The sequence below is a fragment of the Noviherbaspirillum album genome, from assembly GCF_035916955.1.
Taxonomy (GTDB): domain Bacteria; phylum Pseudomonadota; class Gammaproteobacteria; order Burkholderiales; family Burkholderiaceae_D; genus Noviherbaspirillum; species Noviherbaspirillum album.
In genome coordinates, this window is record NZ_JAWIIV010000035.1 from 39,261 (window position 1) to 56,469 (window position 17,209).

General features: G+C 55.9%; 14 protein-coding genes, 3 pseudogenes and 1 other annotated feature. Of the genes and pseudogenes, 6 read left to right on the forward strand and 11 right to left on the reverse strand.

Annotation, left to right across the window (positions count from 1 at the left end; translation table 11 throughout):
* Positions 1-831 precede the first annotated feature (831 nt).
* Positions 832-1,122 (reverse strand): annotated as a pseudogene (locus RY831_RS26610) (transposase); the annotation flags it as partial.
* A 71-nt stretch (positions 1,123-1,193) separates the two neighbouring features.
* Between RY831_RS26610 and RY831_RS26615 the strand changes: the two are divergent.
* A pseudogene (locus RY831_RS26615) lies at positions 1,194-2,749 on the forward strand (IS3 family transposase).
* 304 nt (positions 2,750-3,053) lie between these two features.
* Here RY831_RS26615 and RY831_RS26620 read toward each other — a convergent pair.
* The 4 genes and pseudogenes from RY831_RS26620 to RY831_RS26635 all read right to left on the reverse strand — a co-directional run bounded on the left by RY831_RS26620 (position 3,054) and on the right by RY831_RS26635 (position 5,314).
* A complete protein-coding gene (locus tag RY831_RS26620) occupies positions 3,054-3,317 on the reverse strand; it encodes a site-specific integrase (protein WP_326509396.1) in 264 nt (87 codons plus the stop codon).
* 65 nt (positions 3,318-3,382) lie between these two features.
* Complete coding sequence (locus tag RY831_RS26625; protein WP_194725013.1) at positions 3,383-3,577, reverse strand: hypothetical protein; 195 nt, start codon at positions 3,575-3,577, stop codon at positions 3,383-3,385.
* A gap of 249 nt (positions 3,578-3,826) precedes the next feature.
* Positions 3,827-4,230: pseudogene (locus RY831_RS26630) on the reverse strand (IS3 family transposase); the annotation flags it as partial.
* Positions 3,887-4,003, reverse strand: a sequence feature (AL1L pseudoknot). (Overlaps the previous pseudogene by 117 nt.)
* Before the next feature lie 277 nt (positions 4,231-4,507).
* A complete protein-coding gene (locus tag RY831_RS26635) occupies positions 4,508-5,314 on the reverse strand; it encodes a phytanoyl-CoA dioxygenase family protein (protein ID WP_194725012.1) in 807 nt (268 codons plus the stop codon).
* A 102-nt stretch (positions 5,315-5,416) separates the two neighbouring features.
* Here RY831_RS26635 and RY831_RS26640 point away from each other — a divergent pair, with 102 nt between their 5' ends.
* The 3 genes from RY831_RS26640 (at position 5,417) to RY831_RS26650 (ending at position 7,707) form a co-directional block, all read left to right on the forward strand.
* Entirely contained in the window at positions 5,417-6,340 is a 924-nt protein-coding gene (locus tag RY831_RS26640; protein ID WP_326509397.1) for a LysR family transcriptional regulator, read from the forward strand.
* A gap of 448 nt (positions 6,341-6,788) precedes the next feature.
* Positions 6,789-7,157 (forward strand): helix-turn-helix domain-containing protein, encoded by a 369-nt coding sequence (locus RY831_RS26645; RefSeq protein WP_326509398.1) that lies wholly within the window; start codon positions 6,789-6,791, stop codon positions 7,155-7,157.
* Positions 7,158-7,173: 16 nt separating this feature from the next.
* On the forward strand, positions 7,174-7,707 hold the full coding sequence (locus tag RY831_RS26650; RefSeq protein ID WP_326509399.1) for an IS630 family transposase: 534 nt from the start codon (positions 7,174-7,176) through the stop codon (positions 7,705-7,707).
* Here the strand turns inward: RY831_RS26650 and RY831_RS26655 are convergent.
* From RY831_RS26655 to RY831_RS26680, 6 genes are all read right to left on the reverse strand, one after another.
* Positions 7,642-8,964, reverse strand: coding sequence for an IS4 family transposase (locus RY831_RS26655; protein WP_326509406.1), 1,323 nt, complete (start codon positions 8,962-8,964; stop codon positions 7,642-7,644). The two genes, RY831_RS26650 and RY831_RS26655, sit on opposite strands and share 66 nt — an antisense overlap.
* A 360-nt stretch (positions 8,965-9,324) precedes the next feature.
* Positions 9,325-10,764 (reverse strand): NAD-dependent succinate-semialdehyde dehydrogenase, encoded by a 1,440-nt coding sequence (locus RY831_RS26660; RefSeq protein WP_326509400.1) that lies wholly within the window; start codon positions 10,762-10,764, stop codon positions 9,325-9,327.
* Positions 10,765-11,136: 372 nt separating this feature from the next.
* Positions 11,137-12,408 (reverse strand): TRAP transporter large permease, encoded by a 1,272-nt coding sequence (locus tag RY831_RS26665; RefSeq protein WP_326509401.1) that lies wholly within the window; start codon positions 12,406-12,408, stop codon positions 11,137-11,139.
* Positions 12,405-12,899, reverse strand: coding sequence for a TRAP transporter small permease (locus RY831_RS26670; protein ID WP_194725005.1), 495 nt, complete (start codon positions 12,897-12,899; stop codon positions 12,405-12,407). Before RY831_RS26670 ends, RY831_RS26665 begins: the two co-directional genes overlap by 4 nt.
* 1 nt (position 12,900) lies before the next feature.
* A complete protein-coding gene (locus tag RY831_RS26675) occupies positions 12,901-13,893 on the reverse strand; it encodes a TRAP transporter substrate-binding protein (protein ID WP_194725004.1) in 993 nt (330 codons plus the stop codon).
* A gap of 55 nt (positions 13,894-13,948) precedes the next feature.
* Entirely contained in the window at positions 13,949-14,650 is a 702-nt protein-coding gene (locus tag RY831_RS26680; protein WP_496196646.1) for an amidohydrolase family protein, read from the reverse strand.
* Positions 14,651-14,722: 72 nt separating this feature from the next.
* Between RY831_RS26680 and istA the strand changes: the two genes are divergently transcribed.
* Both istA and istB read left to right on the forward strand, forming a co-directional pair.
* On the forward strand, positions 14,723-15,751 hold the full coding sequence (gene istA / locus RY831_RS26685) for an IS21 family transposase (RefSeq protein ID WP_326509403.1): 1,029 nt from the start codon (positions 14,723-14,725) through the stop codon (positions 15,749-15,751).
* The gene (gene istB / locus RY831_RS26690; RefSeq protein WP_326509404.1) at positions 15,748-16,548 is read left to right on the forward strand and encodes an IS21-like element helper ATPase IstB; all 801 of its coding nucleotides are present in this window, start codon (positions 15,748-15,750) and stop codon (positions 16,546-16,548) included. The genes istA and istB overlap by 4 nt, the downstream gene beginning before the upstream one ends.
* Positions 16,549-17,209 lie beyond the last annotated feature (661 nt).

Below are 17,209 nucleotides of genomic sequence, written 5' to 3' on the forward strand. Positions count from 1 at the left end.
CTATGGACGGCCCATGATTGGGCGAAGCGCACTCGAAAAATGCATGCAGAAGTGTTAGACGCACTACCATGGAACAATGCTGCGTCCTTGCTAGTAACGTTTTTAGTTTTGGAGATGCAGGCTAATGCTGCGGACCGGTGCAAGGCAAGCTAACCGCACAGTACGCTCTGCCGATGTGCACTTGTCCGAGCAGCTATGCAGGCAGAGCTTGAGGTAAGTTTCTGAGACCACCCATGCACGAACGGCCCACGAAATTCACAGCGAGCGACATCGCATTCGATGGCGACTCCACGCTGACGTTGCTTGACAGGCTGTTTTTATTGAGTAGAGCCGACGAGAACAACAACCAATTATTCTCAGTGGTGGCTTTCATAATAGATATTCAATACCACCTCGGTAGACCATCTAATTTTTTGCTGCAGAAGAAAAGTTAACACCCATTAGCCGGCTAAAATCAAGAGGGAATGGGATGCCCTGGCAACTGAGACGATGCCATTCCTTCATTTTCTTCCCCCTTTCGCCCTGCATACCGCGCCCGTTTCTTCTCATGCTGGCTGCAAACGAATCGCGCCAAACACCCATATGGTTCAAGCAGTCGATAGGCCGCTACCTATCTTTGCCCTGGCAGAGCTTCTGCCCCAGAAGAACGTTGGTGCCGCTTCATGTCCAATGTGTCGTCACATTACCTATGGTTGCCGATCTTCCGGCGCCAATCCTAAGATGGCTCATGTCGCAGGCGATTCGCAATGCGATTGGGTGGCAGCGCGGGATGTCCATTCATTACTATGGTTTTACCAGTTAAATTTCCTGGCTCATCCCTGCCGCCATAAACTATGCAAAGCAGCGTGCCCCGTCGAACGGCTTGCCTTCCTTAAGAATGTGGTAGCACGCCCGCGCCAGTTTGTGTGCCAGCGCCTTCGTCGCCACTACCCCGTTGGTTTTTGCCTTCTTGCGCTCATAAAAGCGCCTGGCCTGGTCGTCATAACGCCGCGCGATATTGGCAGCTTCCACGAACGCCCAAGCAAGATACTTGTTACCGTTCTTCATGTTGCCTTTACCTTTCTTCTTGCCGTTGCTAGTGTATTGACTGTCCACACAGCGAGCATAGGAAGCGAAGTTGCCCCCGGTGTCAGAATAGTTGTCGCGTCACCTGATGAGATAAAACCATACGGGGGACGGGCAAGAGAGATCAAGTGAGGCAGTATTCAGCAGAACGGAAAGAGGCGCTATTGCGGCAGATGATGCCACCGCAGAACAGGCTGGTGTCAGAACTGGCCCGCGAGAGCGGGATCACCGAGCAGACCCTTTATACTTGGCGCCGTCAACTTCGTAATCAGGGAATCGCAGTGCCGGGTAGTGGGAAAAATGCTGAGGAATGGACCTCGGAGGACAAGTTTGCCGTGGTGTTGGAAACAGCTGCGCTGAATGCCAGCGAACTGGCCGAGTATTGCCGGCGCAAGGGCCTGTTCGCCGAGCAGATCGCCGCATGGCGCGCTGCATGCATGGCCGCCAATGCGAGCACGATGCAGCAGACGCGAGGCCAACAGGCGCAGTCAAAGGAAGACAAGAAGCGCATCCGGCAACTGGAGAAGGACTTGCAACGCAAGGAGAAAGCGTTGGCCGAAGCGGCAGCACTGCTGATCCTGCGAAAAAAAGCCCAGGCGATCTGGGGGGACAAAGAGGAAGACTGATCAGCGTCCCAGATCGCCTCTTGTGTGTCGAGTTGATCCGTGAGGCCCAGGCAATGGGTAGCCGTCTTGAGCCGGCCTGCATCGAGCTGGGCATCACCCTGCGCACATTCTAGCGCTGGGTGCGTGAAGGTGACGATGCCGTGGCCGGCGACAGCCGTCGGACCAGCGTGAGGCCGGAACCGGCCAACAAGCTGAGCGAGGATGAGCGAGCCGAGATCCTGGCCGTTGCCAACAGCGAGGAATTTGCCAGCCTACCGCCGAGTCAGATCGTGCCGGCGCTGGCCGATCGGGGCGTCTACGTCGCGTCGGAGTCGAGCTTTTACCGCGTCTTGAAGGCAGCATCGCAGCAGCATCACCGCGGCCGCGCAAAGAAGCCTTCCGAACGCGTGCTTACGAGCCATTGCGCCACCGGCCCGAACCAGGTGTGGAGTTGGGATATTACGTGGATGCCAGCTGCCGTGAAGGGCCAATTTTATTACTGGTACATGGTGCTTGACGTCTTCAGCCGAAAGATCGTCGGGCACGAGGTGCACGTGGCGGAGTCGGCGGAACTGGCGTCACGGCTGATGCGCCGGACCAGCCTGGCCGAAGGACTGGCAGGCCGTTCCTTGGTGCTCCATTCAGATAATGGCAGCGCCATGAAAGGGGCGACCATGTTGGCCACCCTGGAGCAACTGGGTGTGGCGCCGTCGTTCAGCAGGCCGCGTGTGAGCAACGACAATGCCTATGCCGAATCGCTATTCCGCACCTGCAAATACCGGCCGGACTACCCGAGAAAACCGTTTGCGAGCCTGGAGCAAGCGCAGGCATGGACGCAGAAATTCGTGCGCTGGTACAACCAGGAGCACAAGCACAGTGGCCTGAAATTCGTGACGCCAGCACAGCGTCACAACGGCCAAGACACGGCGATTCTGAAACGCCGGGAGCAGGTTTATGACGATGCCCGCAACCGCCATCCGCAGCGCTGGTCGCGGGGGATTAGGAACTGGACACTGGAGAGTCAGGTCTGGTTGAATCCGGAAAGGATTCGGCCAGAAGCATTACAGTGCGGCGCTTGAGGTGACGCGACAACTACGTTGACAAACGCCGCTGGCCCAAGTCACGAACCCACGTCGCAGGGAACGGCCGCAGTAGAGCTCCGGCGATACAACACCCGCTTCCTTCAGGATGGAGCGTAACAGCGGCGCTAGGCTGTCGATATGCAGTCAACCATCACCGACGTGCCCCCAGGCGGTCGCAGCTCCGGAAAAACGCGCCATCGCTGATTTGCGCAGCGTTGACCCAAGCCAGGTATGCTTCGACCGGGCAGAATCGGGGCAGCGCCGGCGCCTTGAACGTCGTTTCCTTGATCTGCCGATCAGTCTACGTGACCGGAAAATAACTGGTCATGCCCTGTCCAGGCACAATCTCCACATGCTCAGCAACTAGCTGGGTCATTTCATCGCCGTGGAAGCCGCACCAGATCCCGAGTAGCAGCAATGCGCGATTGTGCAGGTGGCGAATCTCGTCGCGACGGTCATTTTTCGACTTACTTTCCCCAATCGCGGTTTGGGGCCATTGATCCACTCGAGCCAGCTGCTCGATCTGCAGCGGCTTGGCCCGCTTTTCCAGAGCTGGATACAGCACTTGGATACCCCTGAACACCTTTGCTTTAGTCGGATTGGGGAAGCCCTGGTCGAGATGCCATTGGGCTAGGGCGGCAGACGCTGGCGTAGGGTATTGACCGACAGCGTTTCGGTATGGTCGACCAAGTAGTGGGCGATGCTCTCCGCACTGGTCGGCAAAAAGCTGCCCCATTCGACTTCGAAGTGCCGAACTGTGCCTTGATAGGCCTTGCGGGTGTTATCACGGGTCGCGGCATTTACGTACTGGTCGAGTGTGGACATCCTGTAGCTGGCCGAGTGGGAACGACAGATCAAAACACAAGAATTTACCCGAATACGGCGTCAATGCTGGTTAATGAGCCTTATAGGACCCGCCCCACTGCTCCCCATTAGTCACACTATAGCCCTTTTGCCATTCCAAAGACCCCATGGAGGAAGTTCTCCTGCCATCCCAGGACACAACGTCTGTGGCTGGCCTCCATTAGGAAGCAGTCTTTGTCAATTCTTCACCCTCTGAGCTTCATCGCGTCAGGCGCGGGCACTGCGCTTGGATGCATCGCGAAGCTGGGCTGCGTGACGTCGATATCCTGACGGGGCGATCTGCAGAACCTTGCAGAGCGGCTCGACCCCGAACCTATCGCGATGGTGATCGACGAAAGACTTCAGGACTTGAATCGACGGTCGAGCTCCGCCTGGGCGAAAAAAGCGCTGGCCACCTTCAGAATTTCATTGGCACGGGGCAGCTCCTTGACCTCGCGCTCCAGCGCCTTGATGCGCTCCCGCTCGTCGGTGCCGACCCCGTCACGCACTCCACGGTCGATTTCGTCACGTTTGACCCAATCCAGAAGCGTCTGGGCGGTGCAACCAATCATCGGTGCAATCGTCTCGATGGCCGCCCACATCGACGGATGTTCGCTACGCTGCTCGCGCACCAGGCGTACTGCGCGCTACCTGACTTCGGGAGAAAACTTGATCTGTTTCTTGTTCATGGCACCATTCTCTCAAATGTTGGTGCCTCCACAAAATCCGGTGTGATTCAACGTCGTGAAATGGAGACGTTCAAAGCCGACACGGTATCGGCCGGAAGTAAGGGCTGCTGCAGGTCACTTGCAGCGCCCGTAATATCTAGCGGTGAAGCCTTCTCCAAGACTCACCGCATGTATCGGCTTGAGAAGTCACAGCATGCGCAACTGATCTACGCAGTGTACAGTCTCAAACGACCGACTCCTGATTGAGAATCTCATCGCTGCCAACAGCAAGCGGCGCAAAATTTGTCGACCGAACGTAGTCGGGACGGGGATTCTCCACATTGCCCGGACGATTCTTAACTTGATTGTATACAACGTACGCTTGCCAACGGTCCTCACCAGACAGGTTGTGACCCGATGCGTGCACGATGTTTGCATCGAAGAAAACCACGGTGCCAGGCTTACCGATAATCGGCACAACTTGCGGATGGCTGGCCAAAATGTCAAGCATCGTCGGTTTTGGCACGACGTAAAAACGGTAGCCAGTAGCCTCATCGAACGCCGGTTGTAGCGAGCCAAGCTTGTGGCTGCCCGGAATGAAGTAGAGGCAGCCGCCCATCTCGGTAGGCTCGTCAAGCATGATTAACGCGGTGGTCATGCTTGGGTCTTTTACGCCATCAATGTGCCAAGTTCCAAAGTCTTGATGCCACTGCCAGACCGAACCATCGATCGCCGTTTTCAGGTTGCATTTCGTGTGATAGATATAAAGATCAGGGTCCTCCAGAAGCTGCTGCGCCGGTCCAAGCATGCGCGGGGCTCGCGTAGCTGCATGAAAAACAGACGAAGCCGTCGGACTGTCGGGTTCATGAACTTTATAAATGGTCTTCGCAATACCCCCTGTTTTCTCACGAACCAAATGGTCCGTGTCAATTTGCTGAATCCGCTTTAGGTCGCTCTTCATAGCCTTGACTTCTTCGTCCGAGAAAAGCGACTCCAACACGATAAACCCGTCACGTTTGTAGGCGGCCAATTGGGAAGCATTGAGTTTCATAGTGGTCATCTCCTTTAGTAAGTTGATGTCGGTATCATAGAGGCCACCAAACGAAATGTAAAAGATATAATAAGTTGATTATCAATACCTAAAAGGTTTTGTATGGAACTGCGCCATCTTCGGTACTTCCTCACCGTCGCACAGACACTTAATTTCACTAAGGCCGCTGAACGGCTTAACATCGCGCAACCTCCGCTCAGCCGTCAGATACGTGAACTGGAGCAAGAAATCGGCATTGAGTTGTTCAAGCGACTCGGTAGACGGATATTTCTTACGTCGGCTGGCCAAGTGTTTGCTGATCGTGCACGGAGCATCCTTTCCGCGACGGATGCGGCGGTCGTCGATTCGCAGCGTGCAGCGCGCGGCGAAATTGGACACATCGCCGTTGGCTTCTTTGAGCATATTGCCTATACACTCCTGCCTCCGCTGCTTCGCGAATATCAGCAGCGGTTTCCGGCCGTTACAGTTGAGCTTCGTTGGTTCACATCTGCCGAGCAGGTCAATGCTCTAACGCGCGGCGATATTGATCTCGCGTTCGTGCGCTCGATCCCGCCGGACGCCGATTTGAATTCTGCGCTAGTACTTGAGGAACCCTTCTATGTCGCGATCGCGAAAGATCATCCTCTGGCAACGAAACGGCAGATTTCGATAACGGATTGTGCGCCGCTGCGGGTAATTAACTATAAGAAAGACGTCGCTCCCGACTACCATGCGATTATCAGCCAGCTATGTGCGTACGCTGGCTTTGCACCCTCACCTCTTTTCGAAGTGGGCCAAATTTATGCATCGCTGGGACTTGTGAGTTCGGGCTTTGGCGTGACGCTTGTTCCAGCATCCGTTCAACAAGTCCATATGAATAACGTCGTCTACCGTCCGCTGCGCGAAGCGCTACCAAAGAGTAAGCTCATTCTTGCATGGAAAGATCCTGCTCCGTCTGCTGCATTAAACGCGTTCGTGCAGCTTGCAGAGGAGATTGCAGCCAGACGGCCCCCCACAAGAAGGAGTGATACCAATCGCAAGTTATAACTTACCGCCGTTGAGAACCAGGTTGGCTCAGGTACTCGTGCACAAGGAACGAATAGCACCGGGTAGTTGGGGGAAGGCTTTCTAAAGTGGACCCATCAGTCAAGACATTGAACCGGTTAGTTTAAGCTGCGTCCATTTCGACCTCAGCGGCTGCCCGGGGCTACTCCGTACCGCTGCTCTTACGTTCCTGTCCTCCACCGTCGAACTTTTCGATGATCAGCGCACCGCCTCCGGCACCGATACGATTGAGGTGGCCTGACTTCTGTGGACACTCTCGTTTGTTAGCCTCATCAAATGGGAGAATGCATGAAGAAAACAAACTTGCGAACCTATACGCCCGAATTTCGCGCAGAGGCGGCGAAGCTACAGCGTGTTGCATGAATTCATCTGGAATTCATGAGAAGCTTTCTTGTCAAAGAAATGTTGCCATTCATATCTTTGACGTTTCATGGCCTCTCCTTACTCTCTGGATTTGCGGCAGAAGATTTTGCAGGCCCACGAACGCGGTATGGGCTCTCAACGTGAAATTGCCGAGTTCTTTGGTGTCAGTCTGTCGTTTGTGGAAAAGTTGCTGCAGCGGGCGCGGCACACCGGCGATGCCACTGCTAAAAAGCAAGGACGTAGCCCGAGCACGCGCTTGGATGACACCGCACAGGCCCATGTTCGCCTTCTGGTTGAACGGCAACCCGATATCACGCTGGCTGAATTAGCCGATCACGTTGACCAGTTGACGGGCGTGCGTGTAAGGCCGGCAACCCTTTGCCGGTTATTGCAGCGGCTGCGCATGCCGCTTAAAAAAGACCGTCCATGCATGTGAGAGAGATACTCTGCGAGTGCGTCGCGCCCGTCGTCAATACCGCAGGAAGATAGCCCGCCATTCGTCCCGCCGGTTGAAGTTTATCGACGAGACCGACTGCAATATCGCCATGATGCGTCGCGGCAGCCGCGCAACCCCTGGTGTTCGCGTCAAGGATGCGGTACCAAAGAGCTTCGGTCGCAATGTGACTGTGCTGGGAGCGTTGTCCTGCCAAGGTCTGGAGGCGGTCATGACCATCGATAGTGCCACCGGCGCCACGGTGTTCCGTACCTATGTTAATCATGTTCTGATACCGACCTTGCGGCCGGGCGATGTCGTGGTGATGGATAACTTGAGTGCACACAAAGTCGCCGGTATTGAGCAAACCATTGAAGGTGTCGGAGCCACCTTAATCTATCTGCCACCTTACTCGCCAGAGTTCTCTACCATTGAAAACTGCTGGTCCAAGCTGAAGACCAAACTAAGAAGCACCCCTTTCAAGGTCTTATTTAATGAAGCCATTTTTGAGCACTCGCGCAGTGGCGACCTGCCGGCGTGCGACGGCGCCTGAGACGTAGCCCTTCCTAGCCGATGTTTTTGGGCCACGCGTATGCTTTCGTAGTGACTTGGGATTGGCATGCAATGCTATTTGCAGCAATACCTCCGCCAGCTGGTCTGCGGTCATGCTGTCGTATGGGTCCCATGCGGTTGGTATAACAGCCATTACCATGCCGGCATAGTGCGTCCGGATTTCATCAGCAAAGCAGTAAGACGACAGTTCTATGTCTTCCTCCCGCAGCTCATGCGCGACCCACACCGCCGATTGCAGTACCGCCAGCACGTTGTACGCCATCACCGCCACGCCGAAGGCAAACAGCGCAGCGCGCGGATGACCCAGCGTCTGCACCTCGCTATGCAGCACGGCTTCCAACCGCTGGAACAGCGATTCAATCTTCCAGCGAAATCGATAGACGCGTGCCACGCTGCGTGCGGTCAACTCCCATGCCGGCAGATTGGTCAACAGCCGAATCACCGTCTCACCGTCCTCTGTGGGGTGCTCCAGGTGCAGTTCCACTCGGCGCAATCGTATTGGCTTGCCCTGCTCATCCTCGATCGATATCGCTTGCTCATGGACGCTGCCGGTGTCGATCCTGCCGCGCAATTGCATCGGTTCGAGCTCCTGTGGGCTGGGCGTGCGGCCATGTTCACGTACGATGAAACAACTGCCGCGTTCTTGCCAGCGGCAGAAGATGGCGCGTGTGCTGAAGTTGCGATCGGCAATCCACAGCTGGCCTGGCTGCGCCTGTTGCTGGATGGCCTGCATCATTGTGCGTTCACTGGCATGGCCATCTTCGCAAGGCAGCATGTCAACCACGAGATCCGTCTCCGGGTCGTACACCACCAGCGACTGCCCTGGCAGCGCCGCACCACGAAAGCCGCGCAGAGGCTTGAGACGCTTCTCGCTGGCCGGCAGATGATTGCCATCAACGATGCGCAGTTGGTAGCCAGGTACCATGGGCGCTTTACCACCCAGCATGGGGGCCAGGACTTTACCCAGGCGAGTCGCACTGCCTTGCACCAGGGCACGGACCAAGCCAGGGGACGTGCCGTTGATCTTGTCGTATAAAGCTTGTAGGGAGACGGGTAGGTCCTTGCAGGCCTTGGCAGCGGCATGCAAGGATGGACGCAAGCCCACGGCTACCACGGACATGAGTTCGACCGTGGTGGAGAACAGCAGCTGACGGGTGTACTGTAAGCCGCGCTTCTGTTCAAAGAGCTCATCAATCCACTCCGGCTCCAGCGCTCGTTGCATGGCCAGCCTCGCCATGACGGTTACCGGGCTTTGCTCAACACAACGTTGCACCACCGCATCCATAACCATGGCACGCACCTCCGTGCCACTTGGATGCCTTATCTACTATCTGGTGCCTCAATCACCCTATAAGAATCACCTTGAAAGGGGTGAAACTAAGAAGTGCGAAGGCAAGGACTCGTCAGGCACTTGATGAAGCCTTGAGAGCGGCGATCGACTCGACCAGTGCCGCTGATGCTCAAGGCTGGTTAAGCATTGCGGTTATCCCCTACATCGATGTGAAACGCGATGTAAAATCTTCAAAGGGATGGCCCTAAATAAACGAGAAAACCAACGATCCCTTCGAAAACCCTTCATAAATTGCAATTATCGGTTCTAAGCATTCATCACAGCGACGGCACGTACATTCAGGTAGGCCTCGACCGCCTCCGGTCCGCCCTCGGAACCGTAGCCCGAATCCTTCAACCCGCCGAACGGCAGTTCCGCCGACGGCAGCGCCGGCATGTTCACCCACAGCATGCCCACTTCCACCCGGCGCGTCAGCAGATCCGCATTCTTCAGCGAACGCGTGAACGCATAGCCCGCCAGTCCGTACGGCAGACGGTTAGACTCGGCAATCGCTTCTTCCAGCGTGTTGAAGCTGCGGATCGCCGCCATCGGGCCGAACGGCTCGTCGTTGAACACCTTCGCTTCCACCGGCACATCCGACAGGATCGTCGGCTGCCAGAAGTTGCCGGCCTCGCCGATGCGCACGCCGCCGGCCAGCACCTTCGCGCCGCGCTCGATCGCATCCTGGGTGAATTCCGCCATCGCGGTGAGGCGGCGCGGATTGGCCAGCGGGCCCATCTGCGTGCCTTCGGCCAGGCCGTCGCCGACCTTCAGCGCCTGCGCATGCTTGACCAGCGCCTGCTCGAACTCGCCGCGGATGCTCTCATGCACCAGGAAGCGCGTCGGCGAGATGCACACCTGGCCGGCGTTGCGGAACTTGGCCGCACCGGCCGACTTGACTGCCAGCGCAATGTCGGCGTCCTCGGCCACGATCACCGGCGCATGTCCGCCCAGTTCCATGGTCACGCGCTTCATGTGCTGGCCGGCCAGTGCGGCGAGCTGCTTGCCCACCGGCGTGGAGCCGGTGAAGGTGATCTTGCGGACGATGGGATGGGCGATCAGGTAGCTGGAAATCTCCGCCGGATTGCCGTAGACCAGGCCCAGCACGCCGGGCGGAATGCCGGCATCGACGAAGGCCTGGATCAGTGCGGCCGGGCCTGCCGGGGTTTCTTCCGGCGCCTTGACCAGCATCGAGCAGCCGGCGGCCAGTGCGGCGCCGACCTTGCGCACGACCTGGTTGATGGGGAAGTTCCAGGGCGTGAAGGCGGCGACGGGACCGACCGGGTCTTTGAGCACCATCTGGCGGATGGCGATGTTGGTGCGTGACGGCACGATGCGGCCGTAGACGCGAAAGCCTTCCTCGGCGAACCACTCGATGATGTCGGCTGCGGCCAGCGCTTCACCCTTGGCTTCGACGAGCGGCTTGCCCTGTTCCTGTGTCAGCACACGGCCGATGTTTTCGGCGCGCTCGCGCATGAAGGCGGCGGCGCGGCGCATGATCTTGCTGCGCTCGGCGGGCAGCATGTCGCGCCAAGTTTCGAAGCCTTTCTGAGCCGCTTCGAGGGCGCGGTCGAGATCGGCGCGGCCGGCATGGGCGACGCGGCCGATTTCCTGGCCGGTGGCGGGATTGTGAACGGCCAGCGTGCGGCCGTCGGCGGCATCCTGCCACTGGCCGTTGATCAATAGTTGTGTATTCGGATAAGTCATCTTTATTTTCCTATCTTCAGATACATAGAGCGGGCTTTGGTAAGCACGCCAATCTCACTGCTAATAAAGGCAGTTGGAATCGGGCGTGTTACAGCCATCAAATCAATTGCATCCATAAAACATGGATATCATGTCAGGGGTGTTTTCCACACAACAGGTAGTTAATCCTTTGTTTACCTCACGTGCTGCAACATACGTTATGCTGAGGGTTGTTAAAAGCTTCTTTTAACGTCTCGCTTTGCACGGACTTTCATTTGACGCGGGAAAGACATTTCATACTTTCTACCAGTTCATTTTCCATGTGTAACTCGACGCTTCGTTCATGTAGGTTGCTTACGGCATACATAAATAACCATATGCCGATTCCCGCAACTAATTGATGAACACAAGCGCGAATTGCGGGATGTAAGTCGTCAGAAGTAATACTGCCAGCATTACCAATATTTGCGGCCAAATGGCACGTGATACCTCACCGAGCTTCTGACCACTGATTGCCATCCCCACGAATAAACAGTAGCCAATCGGTGGTGCCGCCATCCCCACTGCTACATTTGTAACGATGACCGCGCCGAAGTGGATTGGGTCAACTCCGAATTGGTTAGCGATTGCTATCAGCATTGGACCAAGAATCACCATGATAGCTACTTCGTCCATTACTGCCGCGAGAAGGAAGAAAACCAGATTCAGAACAAGCAGCATTAGCCAAGGCTGAGTGATGGCACCGCCGAGTGCTCCGGCAAATTTAGTTGCTATCTGCTCCTGTGCGATAAGAACGCTAAAACCGCTCGATGCGGCCATAACAGCCATGACGATTGCGCTAACTCGCATTCCGTTTATGAAGATTTCTGGTAAATCTCGAACCTTGATGCGCTTCTCGACGAATACCCCAACCCACAGACTGTAGAGACATGCTACAGCAGCGGCTTCGGTCGGAGTGAAAGCGCCACCATAGATCCCTGCTAGCACAATGAATGGTGCCAACAGTGCCCAAATGCCCTCCCTGAACGCAGTACACACTTCAGTAAATGTCGCCCGTGGTAGGCGTGTTACATGGTTCCCGCGCGCATTCCAGGCCACCAACAGCGATAATCCTCCTGCCATTAGCAAGCCTGGCAGAATACCCGCCAAAAACAGCTTGGAAATCGATTGCTCAGCAATGACGCCCCAGATTACGAACGCGATTGATGGGGGAATAAGGGGGGCAAGCACACCAGCGCTGACTGCAAGTGAGGTAGCGTACGCTTTAGAATAGCCGCGCTCAGCCATTGCCGGAATCATGATTGCACCAATCGCAGCCGTTGTCGCCGGAGCAGATCCTGAGATTGCGGCGAAAATAACCGCCGCCAAAATCGTTACATGCCCTAAGCCACCAGGCAGGTGACGAACCAAGACATCAGCCATTGCTACCAAACGCTTGGACATTCCGCCGGCCGACATGATTTCTCCGGCCAGCATAAAAAATGGAATACCTAAAAGACTAAACGATTGCGTTCCGGAGATTATCGTCTGCGGCAACATTACAGCGGGAATATCCGTAAAGTAGAGAACGCCGATGACTGAGATACCAATCGCGAAACTAAAAGGGAACCCTAGCAATACTAGTAAAGCGAAGCCTGCGGTCAAGATCCATGCACTGACACTCATGCCTTTTCCTCCTGCGGTAGTCCAACAAGCAGGCGCTCGAAAGCAAACAACGCGGTCAGCGCACCGCTGACCGGCGCTGCGGTATACAACCATTCGACGGCGTAGCCGATCGCCGCTGAGGTAGATCCTATTGTTTCGTGCACATAGGTGGCCCCCGACCAGACAAGGTAGCACCCAAACCCGGCAATGCCGAAACATATCAGCCGATTCATGATGTCCTTGCCCACTGACGGCAAGTGCTCAATCAGTAAGTCCATCCGTACATGAAAAAATTCGCGGACACCAACAGCGATCATTAGCAACATTGTCCAAGTGAACATTAGCAGCGCGAGTTCTTCCGTCCATGACGGTGGGCGGTTAAAGAAATAGCGCATAAAAACTTGCCACAAGATTGCTGCTGTCATTACTGCTGCTAGAAGAACGATTATGCCTTTGACCGTATGGCAAACCACATCGTTGAGCCTTACCAACCCCTTGGTGAGTGCCTTCAATTTACTTTACCTCAGCCAGCGCTGCATCAAGAAGATCGTTGCCAATGCTGCCTCGGTATTTCTCGTAAACCGGCTTGACACGTTCACGGAATGCACTTCGGTCAGTCACCGTATTGACTTTAACGCCCTTAGCCTGCAACGAAGCAATAATTTTTTGAGTGTTCTCGACACTCGTTTTCCGCTGCTCTGCCACTGCCTGCGCTGCTGCCTCCTTGACCGCCCTTTTCTGGTCGGGGGTCAGCTTGTCAAATGTGCGCTTACTCATAAGGAACTGCAGGACGGAATATGTGTGATTAGTGAGTGACAGATACTTCGTGACTTCAAAGAACTTGCTTTGGTCAAGCACTGTGACCGGCGCCTCAAGGCCATCAATCGTTCCCTGTTGAATGGCTGTAAATGTTTCGCCCCAGGCCATTGGCACTGCGCTACCACCCAATGAATTGAACATGTCAATATAAATCGGGCTCAGCATGACGCGATACTTGACGCCCTTAACATCCTCAGGCTTGGCCACCGGCTGACGGTTGTTGACTATGCTGCGGAAACCGCTGTCCATGTAGCCCAATGTCAGAATGCCCTTTGCTTCGAGCTGCTTCGCCATCTGAGCACCCACTTTTCCATCCAAAACCTTGAATGCTTGTGCCTCACTGCTATACAGAAAAGGTAAATCGTTCAACTGGAACGCCGGCACGACTTGGGCAACTGATGAATTGGTGATAATGCCGGCATCCACTGTGCCGAAACGTAGTCCCTCAATCATAGGCTTTTCGTCCCCCAACTGCCGGTTCGGATATAACTGAATATCAAGTGTCCCTTTGCTATTGGCTTCGGCGGCAGCCTTGAATGCGCGGGCACCAATAGCGTATGGGTCTTGTGCCCCATCGCTGGTTGTCCAACCGATTTTAATGACCGTTTTTTGTTGAGCCTGCACTGAAGTGCAAGCAATGAATGCAGTGATCAAAGCTGCCGAGATTGTTCCGATCGATCTTTTCATGTCGTCTCTCCATTGTGTACTGCATTGAATACCTACCGTCTGGGGACGGCAGCGATTAAAATCCGTAAAGGCGATGTGCGTTGTCCACTAGCACTCGGTTGCGATCGGACTCGCAAGGCAGCCACATCGCTAGCGTCTCAAGCAAGTCGCCCACGTTCATCATATGTCCGTAATGGGCGACGTGCGGCCAGTCTGATCCCCATACGCATCGGTCGGGCGCTGCGTTGAATAGGGCCTGTGCCAGTGCAACAGTGTCTTTGTACGGCAGTGTCGGGCTCAGACGGTATGCGCCTGAGAGTTTGACCCAACCGCCGTCGCGGATCAGTTCTACAAGCGTGCGGAATCCAGGTGCATCAACTCCACGCTCGGCGGGGAAATGGCCCATATGATCGACTACGAAAGGCGCACGCAGCTTACTAATCGCCGGTGCAAGGGCGGGCAAGTCCTTTACGCTAATGAGAAACTGAAGGTGCCAGCCCATGTCCCGTGCAAGGGCATCGTACTCGGAAAGTGCATCGAAACCGATGCCGCCGCCGAACAATACGTTAAGGCGCAGCCCGACGACACCGTCCTCGCGTGCTGCGACATATTCGTTCTCGGGCAAGCTAAGCGGCATGACCGCGATGCCCCGTAGACGCTCATGATGGGCCCGTAGAGTTTGCCGCATCAGGCGGTTGTCAGTGCCGTGCACGCTTACCTGTATGAGAACGCCGTATGTCATGCCTGTCGCATCAAGCATTGTTGCGCGCGGAGTAATACTGAGCCACTACGCGCGAAGTAAATCTGAGCCACTTTTTCGTAAAGTCGGATCTTTTTGCGCGAGATCCGAGTGTTACATAAGGAAGAGTGGATGGAAATTCATGTGCTCAAGGCCCAGGGCCTCTCGGAGCGTCAGATAGCCCGCCAGCTGGGCATCTCAAGAAACACGGTCGCCCGTTATTTAGATTCACCCGAGGCGCCACGCTACAAGATGCGTGATGCCCGGCCCACCAAGCTTGATGCGTTCAAGGCCTACATCACCAAGCGTGTCGACGAAGCGCATCCGGAATGGATTCCAGCACCGGCAATGATGCGCGAACTCAGGGCGCTCGGCTATACCGGCCAGATTCGCCAGCTCCAGGAGTTCATGCGAACCTGCAAGCCAGCCGCCAAGGAGGATCCGGTGGTCCGCTTCGAGACCCCGCCCGGCCAGCAGATGCAATGCGACTTCGTCGTCTTCCGACGTGGACGCCATCCGCTGTATGCGTTTACCGCCACGCTGGGCTACAGCCGATGGCGATGGGTGCGCTTCGCTGCCGACGAGACTGCCGAGACGCTCGTGGCCTGTCATCATGCGCTGTTCGAGGCACTCGGTGGCGTGCCGAAGGAAATACTCTACGACAACGCCAAGAGTGTCGTCATCAAGCGCAATGCCTATGGCGAGGGCCAGCATTGCTGGAACGATGACTTCCTCGACATGGCCAAGTTGTACGGCTATATGCCCAGGCTGTGTCGGCCGTACCGGGCGCGTACCAAAGGCAAGGTAGAACGCTTCCATCGCTATTTGCGCGGTAACTTCTATGTGCCGCTGGACAGCCGGATGAAGGCCAGCGGCCTGCTGGTCGATGTTCCTACCGCCAATGCCGAGGTTGGCAAGTGGCTGCGCGATGTGGCTAACCGGCGTGTGCATCCGCTCACCCGTCATGCCCCTCATACGCTCTACGAGAACGTGGAGAAGGCATTGCTGCAGCCCTTGCCGAAGTACCGGCCACGAATCGATCCGACATGGCCGGCCATGCGCTCGATCAGCGCACAGGTCAATTCCTTGCAACACTCGCTGTCGGTCTACCAGCAGATCCTAACGGAGGTCGGCGTATGAACCTGCAGGCTGAACGCATTGACACCTACTGCCGGCAGCTCAAGCTCGATGGGCTGGCCGAGCGTTTCGAAGCCATTGCCAGCCAGGCTGCCGAACAGGACTGGAGCTTCCTGCAGTTCCTGGAACAAGCGCTGGCCCATGAACGCGATACCAGACAGGTTCGCAGCCGGCAAACGTTGGCTCGGATGGCGTCCTTCCCGGTCATCAAGACCCTGGAGCAGTACGACTTCGAGTTTGCCACCGGCACGCCAAAGAGTCTGATTGATGAGTTGGCTACGTTACGCTTCGTTGAACGGGGCGAGAATGCAGTGTTCCTGGGGCCTTCTGGCGTAGGCAAGAGCCATCTTGCCATTGCACTGGGCTACCTTGCTACCCAGGCCGGCATCAAGACCCACTTCGCTACTGCGGCGGACCTGATGTTGCAGTTAGCAGCAGCCGAGCGTCAAGGTCGATACGACGCGGTGATGCGGCATCGGGTACTGGGTCCGCGACTACTGATCATTGACGAGATTGGCTACCTGCCGTTCAGCGGTGAGCAAGCCAGCCACTTCTTCCATATCGTCTCCAAGAGATATGAACGGGGTGGTTCGATGATCCTGACCAGTAACCTGCCGTTTGCTCAATGGGATGACACCTTCGGGGCTAACCCGACGCTGACCGCGGCCATGCTCGACCGCATTCTGCACCATGCTCATATCGTACAGATCAAGGGGGATAGTTACCGACTCAGGAAACAAAAGAAAGCCGGCTTCGTCGGCAGTGCTGCCAAGTCAGTGGCTCAGAATTCGGCCGCGTAAAGGTCCGCAAAGTGGCTCACTGTTACTCCGCGCTTGACATCGGTCCTGTAACAATGTGGCGGCGGTCGCCTTGGCGGCGAGGAATGCCAGGGTTATCTGGGCGATGCTGGCTCGAGGAACGGAATATCAAGTAGCGAGCTGACAGGAATCAGAATCAAATTTCAAGGAGTGTCCCGCCAACGATTGCGAGCAAGACGGGTTGATGGAGAATGAGTTCGGACTCACGCAGACAAGAGCCTGATAACAAAGTTGGTCGAAGCTAGGCCGTAGCGGTAATGAGGCAGTCTGCGAGCGGAAGACATCAGGGCCGGCACCGACGGGTGCCACAGTAGGCCGGATAAATTTGTGCAGTCGATTCTCACTTCAACGTCAAAACGGCAGGTCTTGCAAAACGGAGGGAGTTCATAAATACTGTTAGATGATTGTCATTATTCTTCAAGTTGCTTTATCTAACGGCCGCTGCCCTCCTCAATCGCATTGGCGAAAAGGGCAGCAGTATACGGTTATAGGCCCGTTGCTGCATGCAACTGGAATTCAGAGCACATCGCAGCTGCTAATGTCGAAAGAGAGTCCGGACGAAGTGAGCCTGTCAGATTTTTTGTGTAAAGCGGGGTCATGAAATAATACCGAAAGGGATGTTCCATGACCGACGTAATGACCA